At 60.2% G+C, this 11453-nt stretch carries 12 protein-coding genes; 6 read left to right on the forward strand and 6 right to left on the reverse strand.

Going from position 1 to position 11453, the window contains the following annotated elements:
* Positions 1 to 4: 4 nt before the first annotated feature.
* Positions 5 to 784 (forward strand): IclR family transcriptional regulator, encoded by a 780-nt coding sequence (locus ACR0CU_RS10245; protein WP_170337418.1) that lies wholly within the window; start codon positions 5 to 7, stop codon positions 782 to 784.
* Positions 785 to 882: 98 nt separating this feature from the next.
* On the opposite strand, the gene ACR0CU_RS10250 is transcribed toward ACR0CU_RS10245, so the two are convergent.
* From ACR0CU_RS10250 to ACR0CU_RS10275, 6 genes are all read right to left on the reverse strand, one after another.
* Positions 883 to 1395, reverse strand: a complete 513-nt coding sequence (locus tag ACR0CU_RS10250; protein WP_170447112.1) for a c-type cytochrome — start codon at positions 1393 to 1395, stop codon at positions 883 to 885.
* The gene (locus ACR0CU_RS10255; protein ID WP_170447055.1) at positions 1382 to 2281 is read right to left on the reverse strand and encodes a c-type cytochrome; all 900 of its coding nucleotides are present in this window, start codon (positions 2279 to 2281) and stop codon (positions 1382 to 1384) included. The genes ACR0CU_RS10250 and ACR0CU_RS10255 overlap by 14 nt, the downstream gene beginning before the upstream one ends.
* A 9-nt stretch (positions 2282 to 2290) precedes the next feature.
* Positions 2291 to 2863: a c-type cytochrome gene (locus ACR0CU_RS10260; RefSeq protein ID WP_170447056.1), complete on the reverse strand. Its 573-nt coding sequence runs from the start codon at positions 2861 to 2863 to the stop codon at positions 2291 to 2293.
* 54 nt (positions 2864 to 2917) lie between these two features.
* Entirely contained in the window at positions 2918 to 3238 is a 321-nt protein-coding gene (locus ACR0CU_RS10265) for a hypothetical protein (protein ID WP_170447058.1), read from the reverse strand.
* A 24-nt stretch (positions 3239 to 3262) separates the two neighbouring features.
* On the reverse strand, positions 3263 to 3712 hold the full coding sequence (locus ACR0CU_RS10270; protein ID WP_170337617.1) for a c-type cytochrome: 450 nt from the start codon (positions 3710 to 3712) through the stop codon (positions 3263 to 3265).
* A 283-nt stretch (positions 3713 to 3995) separates the two neighbouring features.
* On the reverse strand, positions 3996 to 5330 hold the full coding sequence (locus ACR0CU_RS10275; protein ID WP_170447060.1) for a tetratricopeptide repeat protein: 1335 nt from the start codon (positions 5328 to 5330) through the stop codon (positions 3996 to 3998).
* A gap of 99 nt (positions 5331 to 5429) precedes the next feature.
* On the opposite strand from ACR0CU_RS10275, the gene ACR0CU_RS10280 reads away from it, so the two are divergent.
* The 5 genes from ACR0CU_RS10280 to ACR0CU_RS10300 all read left to right on the forward strand — a co-directional run bounded on the left by ACR0CU_RS10280 (position 5430) and on the right by ACR0CU_RS10300 (position 11213).
* Positions 5430 to 5663 carry a hypothetical protein gene (locus ACR0CU_RS10280; RefSeq protein ID WP_170447062.1) on the forward strand — a complete coding sequence of 78 codons (234 nt, stop codon included), beginning with the start codon at positions 5430 to 5432 and terminating at the stop codon, positions 5661 to 5663.
* Positions 5664 to 5673: 10 nt separating this feature from the next.
* Positions 5674 to 7146 (forward strand): guanitoxin biosynthesis MBL fold metallo-hydrolase GntH, encoded by a 1473-nt coding sequence (gene gntH / locus ACR0CU_RS10285; RefSeq protein WP_217356794.1) that lies wholly within the window; start codon positions 5674 to 5676, stop codon positions 7144 to 7146.
* A gap of 4 nt (positions 7147 to 7150) precedes the next feature.
* Entirely contained in the window at positions 7151 to 8131 is a 981-nt protein-coding gene (locus tag ACR0CU_RS10290; protein ID WP_170447064.1) for a CobW family GTP-binding protein, read from the forward strand.
* A gap of 173 nt (positions 8132 to 8304) precedes the next feature.
* Positions 8305 to 9933, forward strand: a complete 1629-nt coding sequence (locus ACR0CU_RS10295) for a sulfatase-like hydrolase/transferase (protein ID WP_254437565.1) — start codon at positions 8305 to 8307, stop codon at positions 9931 to 9933.
* Between the two features lie 47 nt (positions 9934 to 9980).
* Complete coding sequence (locus ACR0CU_RS10300; protein ID WP_480642959.1) at positions 9981 to 11213, forward strand: DUF3179 domain-containing (seleno)protein; 1233 nt, start codon at positions 9981 to 9983, stop codon at positions 11211 to 11213.
* The last annotated feature ends 240 nt before the right edge of the window (positions 11214 to 11453 follow it).

Here is an 11453-nt window from a genome sequence, read left to right on the forward strand (position 1 = left end):
CCGGATGACCGCGACGGATACACAAGACAAGGACACCCAGATTCCAACGAACCTGCGCCTGTTGCTGATCTTGGAAGAGGTCGCGCGGCGCGGGGTCGCGGTCAAACCGGCAGACCTGATCGAAGCGTTGGGTCTGGCAAAGCCGACGGTCCACCGGCTGCTGCAGACGGCCGAGGCCGAAGGGTTCCTTCAACGTGATCTGGACGGCCGGTCCTATGGGCCCGGCCCCCGGTTGCGGCAGATGTCCGTGAACACCGTTTCGTCCGAACACCTGCGCACGGCTCGACTGGCCATCCTGCGCGGAGTAGCCGACGAAATTGGTGAGACCTGCAACCTTGCTATCCCCGACCGCGAGGGGATGATCTATCTCGACCGGGTCGAGACCAAATGGCCACTGAGAATCCAGCTGCCGATCGGAACCCAGGTGCCGTTCCACTGCACCGCCAGCGGAAAGATGTACCTCTCGACCCTGCGCCGAAACACCTTGGATGGGTTTCTCTCGGCCCGCGGACTGACCGCGAACACCGAGAAAACCATTACTGACCCCAAGGCCATGCGTGCCGAGATCGCCAAAATCGCACAGAACGGTTACTCGACCGACGACGAGGAGTTCATGCCCGGCATGGCCGCCGTCGCGGTTCCGGTCTTTGACGAGAATGACCGGCTTGCGGCCACTCTGTCCGTGCACGCCCCCACGCAGCGGCACGATCTGACAAGCCTGAAGCAATTCCTGCCACTGCTGCAGTCCGGGGCACTCAAACTGTCGGGTCTGCTTGCTTCATAGGGTGGCGAACACGGGACCGAGCCGAGCGGAGGCGAGTAGTGATCTCGCCCAACCGACTTGAGCAGACACAGAATTGACGCGCCAACCCCGGCTAAAAATCAGTTGCCTTCACGGGCTTCCGCATCTGTGCGTTGGCGTTGAATCGCGCGTTCACGCTCGGGCCAGCTGTTCTTGATGAACGCGAGAATGTCCCAGATATCCTGATCGGACAGGCTGTCGGCAAATCCCGGCATTCCGCTTTTGACCCCCGAGACTCCCATTCGCTTGAGCATCTCCTCGCCGCCCAACTTGGTATAGTCGAACAATAGGCCATCGCCATGATGCCAGGTGTGCCCGGTTCGATCATGCGGCGGGGCTGGAAGGACGCCGTCCGCATCAGGCGTTTGCCAATCGGGCTGACCCTCCAGGTTGGCCCCGTGACACGATGCACAGTTCTCGGCATAAAGCGCCGCCCCACGTAGCGGATCGCCGGATGCTCCGTCAGGCACCCCTTTCGACATCCACCATTGAGCGCTGGCCAAGACGATGATCACAACGGCCACCGGTGTACCCCATTTCATCATTGGCGAGATCGTTCCGCGCAGCACCTCCACCTTTTCACCCTCCGTCATGGTCATCGAGCAGATAAGTTGACATGGCGCGGCGGTCTTCGTCCGTCAGGAAGCTGGTGCCGTAGGTCACGACCTCGCCCATTGCGCCGCCGAATACGTCACCGTCGGGCATGATGCCGGTGCGCAGGGCATAGGCCAGGCTGTCGACGGTCCAGCCCCGCATCTGCAGGGTTTCAGAGTCGATGGCCGGCGCCTTGTCGCCGCCCGGCAGTGCATCACTGCCCTTGAAGTGCTCGGTATCCGACTTGCGGGCGCCCAGCAGATTGCGCCCGGTGTGGCAGGCGGCACAGTGGGTGACGCCTTCGACCAGCAGCCGGCCGCGGTTCCACACATCACCTTTGCCGGGGACCGGATCGGTGTGCGGCGGCTCAAGGAACGCCGCGCGCCACAGTTTCAGCCCCCAGCGCTGGTTGAAGGGAAAGGCCATCTCCTGCACGCGGGACGGCGTGGCCACCGGCGGCACGGTCTGGAACGCCGCCCACAGGTCGGCGATGTCCTGATCGGTGAAATCGGCGTAGAACGGGTACGGGAAGGCCGGGTAATAAGGCTGCCCGTCCGGCGCCACGCCTTGACGCACAGCCTTGGCAAATTCCTCGATCGTCCAGCCGCCAATGCCGTGGTCCGGGTCGGTGGTCAGGTTCGGGGAATACAGCGTGCCAAAGGGCGTCTCGAGCTTGACGCCGCCGGCCAGAGGCGCGCCGCCCTCGGCGAAGTTGGTGTGGCAGGCGATGCAGCCGCCCGCCCGCGCTAGGTAGGCCCCGCGGTCAACCTCGCCTGTCAGGTCGGGCAGTTGCGGCGTCAGGCCGATCGGCCACGCGATCACGGCGGCCAGCCCCGCCGCTGCCAGAACGGCAGAGGCAAGGCCCAGACGATAGATGCGTTTCATCGTGGCACCCTATTCCGACCGAAACCGCGTGTGACAGGCCGAGCAGGTCTGGCCCAGCATCATGAACACGTCATCGGCGGGCATCTCGGACAGCTCCTCGCGCTTGGGGGTTCCGCCCATCATGGCCCCGCCCCCCATCATCGAGGCGCCACCCATCATGCCCGATCCGCTCATCATGCCGGACCCCTGCCCGGCACCGGCCATCATCAGCCCGTTGTCGGCCGCCAAGGCCAGCCCCTCGGCATAGGTCTGCAGCTGTTCGGCCAGTTCGGCGAAGGCGTCCCAGTCCTGCCAGATCGCGGGTTTGGCCTCGGAGGGCATGCCATCGCTGCCTTCGGGGAACAGCCGGGTCATGCTGTCGCCGGCATGGCGGCCGATCGTCTCGGCTGCGTCTCGGACGGTGCCGGCGTCATAGGGCGTCTTGCCCTGCATCATCGGCGTCAGGGTCTTCATGGCGTCCTTCATGGCGGACATGCCGTCCATGCGTTCCTTCACGATCCCGGTGGCGCCACCATGCGCCAGGGCGGTCACGGCCACCATCCACGCCAGCACGGCGCCCGTCGTCAGCTTGAAAAAGGTCATCGTCTTGTCCTGTATGTCTGCTTCAACTCGCCCCCAGAAGAGGCCTTACCTGACTCAGGACTCGGCGCGCGGCGGGGGCGGATCGAACAGGGCCACCGGCAACATCCGGTATTGGCCCGACGGGATGGCACGGCGGTTGATCGTTGAGACCAGCGCGGAAACGACGGGCGCGGCCACGGTCATGGCCACGCCGTTGCAGAAGGCCCCGCCGTGGCAATGGCCCGGGTGGCCCTGTTCGACATGGTCGGGGTCGTATGCTTCCAGATCGACGACGGCATGTGTGCCCCCATCGCCCCCATGCGCAAAGGCGGGTTCCGAGAACACCAGAATACCGGCCAGAACCAGGCCCAAGGCCAGAACCCACCGTCCGATCATCCTGTCCGCCCAACTGTGCAAGGTTCAGTTTATCCCGTTCTCGCGCTGCAGTTCCCTGACATAGGCAACGATGCCCTGCACGTCTGCACGGGTCAAGCCAGCGACCGGTGGCATGTCGCCAAAGCGCCAGTGGTGGGCCTGAACACCATATTGAACCGCCCGCTGAAAGGCCTCGTCCCCGTGGTGGCTGGGCTCATAGATCTTGTGCACCAAGGGCGGAGCCAGGCCTTCCAAACCCGTGGCATTCGCCCCATGGCAGACAGCGCATTTGACGTCAAAGGCAACCTTGCCCATCTGGGCCGGCGCACTGAACGTCGCCGGCACGCTGACTTGCGCGATCGGGTCCCCCCGCGACAGCGACGAGGTGTCAGGCACCTCCATCGAGTGCCCTGCAGGTTGTTGGCTGAGGTTGTAGGCGAACACGGCAGCGCCTGCGATCAGAACGCCGCCTACCAATAGCGTCAGTTTGTTCATCGGCTCGTTTCACTCGGTTGTTTTTGGCTTGGCGCGGGCGATACCAAAACGGTCTGACACTGATCAAACCTGCTTGACCTGCCGGTCTTGCCGCCTTGCGCACAGTTTCGGGGGGACTGTCTGCCCCATTCCCGCGCTGGAAGGTCAAGAAAAGTTTGCCGCAAGTTTCCCCAAAGCCGACGATGGACTGCAGCACCGAAACGTCAACGCCGAGCTGGGCCGCGCACGAAGCCATCAGTTGGAACTTGAAGACTTCTTAGCGGCGCAGGCTGCGACGGGTCTGTCAGTACTTCGCCAGAGATCCGAGTATCTTCTTCCGTATATCGGCGTCACCCGGAAAGATCCTTTGCACCAGAAATTCGGACGGAAAATCCGGCCACGTGGCCTCCAACTCATCAACAAGTCTTTGCGCTTCGTCAAAATTGCCCAGCTGATCATGAGCGACGGCCTGGAACAAAAGTGATGGCCCGCTTACGGGCGCTCCTGCAGCAGGCGCACCCTGAAAGGCATCGACAACGTTTTCGTAGTTCCCGAGCACAAGCTGCGATACGCCCCAGATATTTCTCGCCCCAAATCGGCCGGATCCGGATCTGACCCGCGACGGATTGCTGACCTCGGCCGCAAGTTCGGGCTCGTTCGCAATCAGGGCGGCAATCCCGACAAGGTCCAGAACATGGCCATCTTCAGGCGCTAGTTCAGCAGACAGGCGCGCGTAGTTCAAAGCCTCATCCGCGTCGCCCGAAACCGCCAATCGCCAGCCGTTCGAGGCGTTGGCCCATGCACCCGACGGGGATAACTCAAGCGCCGTTCCTGACATCTCAGATGCTTGGCGCAACAGATCCTCTCGTGTGCCTTCGTCTTGAGACAGCAGAGCCAGTGTGGCCAAGACCTGAGCCATTCCCGCATAGCCATCGGGCAAGGCCGGGTCGAGCTCGGTGGAATGCTGGAACATTCCCAGGGCGATCTGCTGGCGTTTGACATCGAATACCGGAAAGAACATCCCCCGCGCCTGATCCGCCAGGTTGGCCGCTTGCAATCGGGCAAGCGACTGCTGACCAAGCGCAGCCCGTTCGGCCTGCCGGGTGGTGTTAGAGGGTTGCCCGACCTCGTCGTTGCCGGGTCTCAGCCACATGCCCAGCATTACGATCATGGCCACAACGCCCAGCCCGACCAACAGAAGTCCACGCAGGTGCCTGGCCCCGCCGGGCGGGCCGTGGCTTGCCAGGTCTGACTTCGGATCATCCGGGGAAGCTTGGTGCGAAAACCGCGGCTTGTATCCGCCGGGATCGACGAAGATCCGAACGCCCTGGCCGTCCCAATGGTCTTCGTAAAACTCACGCAGCAAACGCCGTAGTCGCCTCGCCTCTACCCGAACCAGATTTCGACCACCGCTGCCATCAATGCTGCGACCGTACACTTCGACGGCGATGGCCTTGCCGCGGATCTGAGAACCGCGACCGGCGAGGGTTTCCTCGACGACATAGGTGAGAAACTGCTGAAGCCGGGGCGAAGTTTGGAACTCGGCGCTGGCAACAACGTCACGCAGCGCCTGCCGAACCAGGTCAGGCGATGGTTGCCCAACATCTTGATCTATCGATAAATCATTGGCTTGGTTCACTGCAAACTCACCCCCAACTCACGGTGACTCACTTGGCCGCCCCGGTCAACCGCACGCATCTTGATGCGAGAATAGATAGTGGGAATCGGGCTTTATCCAGTGACGGACGACCTCAAAGACGAGCTACCCGAGCTTTCGACTGCGCTTTCCAGCCAGTTCGAACCGGACGCGTTTCTGAGCGAGGCCATCGAGGACTTCGGCAAAGTCTGCGCAAAGCTCAACGACACGTCGATCACCGCGTCCGAGCGCGAGGAATGGGCCCACATCAAATCTGAACTTGTGAACGAGCTTCGTCGCCTGGCGAAGCGCAATCTTCGAAACGCATCCGACTGAGGGTATCGCAATGACCGACAAAGACCAAAGCAACGATCACGAAGACAAGCAAAACCAGCCAGCGGATGAAATCGAAAACCCTTCGCGCCGGCATGTCATGCAGGGGTTGGCGGCAGGTGCGGTGGCAACGGGCGCTGTCAGCTACGGCTCTGGCGAAGCACAGGCGCATGAGGGGGATGGCCCTCTGGGTGAAAGCCTTAAGAACCCCTATGGCGGCCGGCCTGCCGGCGGCATCACACTGCCGGAGTACTTCCGGCCGACGAAATACATGACCGGGTCGAACGCAAACTATTTCCCGCTTTCCGAGGAACTGGGACCCGACGAGATGCGCATCTCCTTCTGCGGGTCAACGCCGTTTCCTCCGCGTGAGGATCAGGCAGGCACCTGTGTGATGGTCGAGCTGGGCAATGGAAAACGGTTCTTCTTCGATTTCGGGTCGGGCTGTGTGCGCAACATCATCGGGATGCAGGTTCCTGCGCAATTGATCAACGATATCTTCATCACGCATCTGCATGTCGATCACTACGCCGACATCCCCTATATCTACCCGTTCAGAGCTTGGTCGGGTGGCTACACGCCGCTGCGGATCCACGGCCCGTCCGGTCGGACTCCCGAGCTTGGAACGGCGGGCATGGTGGAAGGCATGAAGCAAATGCTGAAATGGCATTTGGAGGCTTTCGACGTATTCCCGATCGGAGACGGCTACGAAATCGAGGTCAACGAGTTCGATTTCCGTCAGGAAGGCGGCATCGTCTATGACGAAGACGGCGTCACCGTGCGCTCTTGGCCACGCAGCCACGCCAAGGACGGCGCGGTCGGGTATCGCCTGGATTGGAACGGCCTGAGCTTCGTTTGGACCGGGGACGGCCGCCCGGATGAATTGAGCCTTGAATACGGAAAAGGCGTTGATGTGTTTGTCACCGAAATGTCCGGTCAGGATATCGGCCAGTTGATGACCTACAAATACGGCCTGCCGCAGGAGCTGTTCAACTACACGATCGATACTCATCACACCTCGCATTATGCGGTTGGCAAGATGATGGCTGAGGCACGCCCAAGGCTTGCGATGGTAACCCACTACACGCAAGACGAGGACATTGATGCCGAGATGCTGGCAGGCATCCGGGCCCATTATGATGGGCTGTTCGCCTGGGGTCTGGACGTCGCCGTGGTCAACGTCACAAAGGATGCGATCTGGTATCGGAAGGCGACGCTACCCGGCAAATCGGGCTCAGTCGCACCGTTCCGTGAACTGGGCAAGATGGAAGCCGAAGGCAAGATCACCTTGCCAGATGAAATCAAGCCACCTGCCCCGCGGTCATCGCGCGCCGAACAGCAGGACCAAAAGTACCGCGACATGGAGATCGATCCCAAGGAATACTACCCCTCCGACGTGTTCCGTGCGCCCAATCCTGAATGGCCCAGCGACTTCGTGATCAAAACCGACGACGTCATTCCAAACCGCAAGAAGAAGACGGAGTGACAGTATGATCGAGTTTGGTTCGACTTCGGCAATTCCGGTCACAATTCTGACCGGCTTTCTCGGGGCGGGGAAAACAACCCTACTGAACCGCATCCTGACCGGCAATCATGGTCTGCGGGTTGCGGTTCTGGTCAACGATTTCGGCTCGATCAATGTGGATGCTGATCTTGTGGTTGGCCTGGAAGACGATGTGATGAGCCTGGCGAATGGGTGTGTGTGCTGCTCGATCCGGGATGACCTGATCGAAACGGTCGAGGCCGTTCTCGCGCGGCCGGAGAAACCGGAATACATCGTCCTCGAGGCCAGTGGCGTATCTGACCCGTCTTCAATTGCGATGACGTTCACGGATCAGAAGTTCCGGGACATGATCCGGCTCGACAGCCTCATGTGCCTTGTCGACACCGAGCAGCTGTTCGCCGCACCAGAGCAGATGGAGTTGAAACTCAGGCAAATCGCGTTCTCCGACATGGTCATCTTGAACAAGGTGGACCTGGTCAGCAGAGAAACAGTCCAGAAAGTGCACGACTGGCTCGGCTCGCGTTTCCGCAGGTATCGCCTGGTCGAAGCGGTCAATGCGGATGTCCCGCTGGACATATTGCTTTCGGTCGGACGGTTTGCTGCCGAACAGCTTGAGACAGAAGTGCCGGAGCATCATGAGCATGGGCCCGACTGCGGGTGCCAACACGCTGATCATTCTGACGGATTCTCAACCACGATGATGAAGGCTGAACAACCCATCAGCCTGTCATCGCTGAGAGGCGCAATTCGAAAGCTACCGGGCGACGTCTATCGCCTCAAAGGATTTGTTTTCAGCGAGGAGGACCCGGATCATCGCATTCTTGTGCAGGTCGTCGGAAAGCGCATGGATATCTCACGGGATGGCGCATGGGGTGACCGAAAGCCCGAGACGCGGCTTGTGGCAATCGGCGCGCCCGGGGCGCTTTCGGAACACGTGCTCACCGACGCCCTGTTCGAAACAGCTTAGCGAACACGCCGGTGGCCTGCCCCCAAACGGGGCGACCGGCCCTCGTGCCACCGCCCCTGAATTTGATTTAGAGGCCGAAATAATTAGACTTGTCGCAATCGCAACCTTCCTGCAGCGGGGAACCCTTAATGTTCACAAGACTTTTTTGTTTGGCGCCGGCCATCTCGATCCTGTTGTCTTCCCCGCTTTTTGCGCAGGACACACCGATCATCCATGACGCACAGTACTATATTCTGGAAGCCCAGAATGGCGAGCAGTGGATTGAAGACAACGCTGCCGTCGATGCGTTACTGGCCGAATTTCGGGAAGGCAATTCTGGCAACCCTCCCAACATCGTATCCATTCTGATCGACGATCTGGGATTCGGCGACATGGGCATTCCCGAACTGAATGCGGTACGCGGAATTGAGACCCCCAACATCAATGCATTCTCGGACGAAGCCATGCGCATGGTTCGAATGTATACCGAGCCCTCCTGCACGCCGACGCGCGTGGCCCAGATGACCGGGCGCCTGCCGGTGCGCATGGGCATGGGCGATACCACGGTCGACATAGCCGGCTTTGGCCTTCCCGGAGATGAGGTCACGCTGGCAGAGGTTCTGAAAGAGGCCGGCTATGCCACCAGCCATGTCGGCAAGTGGCATATGGGTGATATCGCGGAAAGCTGGGCGATGAACCAGGGTTTCGACTATGCGCAGCATGCCATCCATCAACAGGGTCAGCTGACGATCTTCAACGATGACGCCATCCGCGAGCAGGTCTCGGTCGGCATCCAGGACTTCGAAGAGGACTACATCGTAGACGATTGGTTCCGCCCCGATCCTGCCGCCATGGCCACCGTCATCGAAGGTGAGGCTGGCGGTCCAATCCGTGAAATCCGCATGCAGCCGGGCGAGCGGTGGGACGCAGAAAAATACGATGAGATGAACGAACAGTTCCAGCTCAAGGCGCTGTCTGAACTGCAGCGGCTGGCAGGCGGCGACACCCCCTTCTTTCTGCAGTACTGGCCGATGATCCCGCTGGACAACACGCGTGCAGGACGCGACGGCCCCGAAAGCGTGAATGGCGGCCTTTATGCCGACAAGTTGCAACTGCTGGACGAATATCTGGGCGTGCTGTTTGACGAGATGGAGACGCTTGGCGTAGCCGAAAACACCATTGTAGTGCTGATGGGCGACAACGGACACTTCACGAAATATTCCCCACAGTCAGGTTTCACGCCGATGATTTTCCGCGGCGGCAAGGGAGATACGACAGAAGGCGGCGTACGTGTGGATGCCTTCATCCGCTGGCCCGGAATGATCGAGGCGGACTCGATCGTGAACAACATCATCCATGTGTCGGATCTGTATACAACCCTGTCCCGCCTGGCGGGCGCCGACGCGTTCATCCCACGGGACAGGCTTGTGGATGGGGTGGACCAATCCGCGTCAATCCTGTTCGGTGATGAATCTAAAACGCGGCGCGATCACGTGATCATCTATTCGGTGGCGTCCCCGAAGGCGATCGTGAAGGACCAGTTGAAACTGAACCTTCCGGGTGCCGGAGAAAGTGCAATTCTGGCGAATTTCTTCGATATTTATCGGGATACGCATGAAAAGTACCCGGTTTCGACCGAAGTCGGCGCATGGGGCGGCCAGGAATTCCAGCGCATTCTTGGCCGGCATCTTGCCCGAAAGAAACTGTACCCTGATACCGAACCTGCGCGCGGCGTGCCCTATGAAGGCATCGAAAACCTGCGCCCGGAAACCGTTGCCGCGGTCGAAGCCTTTCTGACCAAACAGGCTGCGGTCGAACGCTAACTGCAGTCCGACCTCACCTCGGCCCGCCACGTTCAAGAGGCACCTCCATGCTTGCCAACCTGATCTTCTATATCGGACTCGGTGTCTCGCTCGGGATTGGCTTTCTCTATTTCCGCGACCTCGGCGACGTCTCCCAGATGTTGTTGAAGGTAAAGCGAGAAAACATGATCCGCTTCATTCGCAACGAATATCGGTTGATCGGGCTTGGCCTTGCGGCTTTTGCGGTTACGACCATAGCCCGCTTTGCGTTCGGTGCCGGCATCGGCGCGATCTGGTGGGTGGGGGCGGCTCTGGCATTGGTTCTGTATGGCTTTCCCTATGTGTGGGTCCATTTGGGATTGAGAAACCAGCTCAACACAGCCCGGTACTACGGCATTGCCGAAGCGGAACGGTTCGTCGGACCGACCGCGCCCGTGATCGTGATGACAAACGGCGATCACGCCCGGGCACATCCTGACGCCCAGATCATGCGGCCCCACCTGGCCGGCGACGCCAAGGGGCTTGGGGGCGAAGACATCGTCATGACCTATTGTGCAATGGCCAATCTTGGTCAGGGTTACATGCCATCCATCGAAGGAAAGCGGCTGAACCTTCAAGTTCTTGCGCAACATGGCAACAACCTGATCCTGCGGGACAACGACACCGGGGAACCGATCCAACACATCTATGGGTTCCGAGAAGCGGATCGGGACACCGCATCGGACGGTCCCGCCTGTCCATTGCGCCCGGAAGCTCAAATGGAGCCATGGCCAACATTCCGCATGACATTCCGTGGCTTCAAGAAAGCCTATCCGGAAGGTGAGGTTTTTCTGAACAAGCCGTCGAGCAACCCGTTCCTGAGACTGCTGGACATGGCGCTGGAGATCATTTTCGGTTGGGGGATCGCCAGGCAGCATCAAGAGGCTGACCCCGTCATGGACAACATGGAGCGCGCGCCTGACACACGCCTGCCCAACAAGACACCTGTTTGGGGCGTGACCATCGGGTCGGATGCCGTCTGTTGGACCGACGACTTCGTGGTTGACCAGAACTGGCTGTTGAACACACAAGCCGGCGGGCGTGATCTTGTGGTACAAATAGACCCACATTTCGAAAGCCTCGGGGTCTGGTACAACGACAGCGGCAACCCAGTAAAGCGTTGTGACTTTTGGGGAAATAGCGATCAGGGACAACTCACGCGGGTTGAAACCTTGCGCGCCGGTTTATTCTGGCACGTCTGGGCTGAGTTCTTTCCCAACACAGATGTCAATCGCATCGGCGTTAGCGTGAACGAAAGCTAGTCGGATTGGCTCATCGAGCGTGAAGGTGCGGCGCCCCAGTGGAATGCATTCGGAGAAGCACTCCCAAAGCGCATCTGCTTCGCGTCCTAGGACATTGCCCAATCGGTATAGGTCTAGCCTTGGTCCACAGCTTTGGTTTTGTGGATAGGTTTGATTTTGTGGATTTGGTTGCGGGAGCAGGATTTGAACCTGCGACCTTCAGGTTATGAGCCTGACGAGCTACCGGGCTGCTCCATCCCG

The organism is Ruegeria sp. BC2 (genome assembly GCF_056539245.1).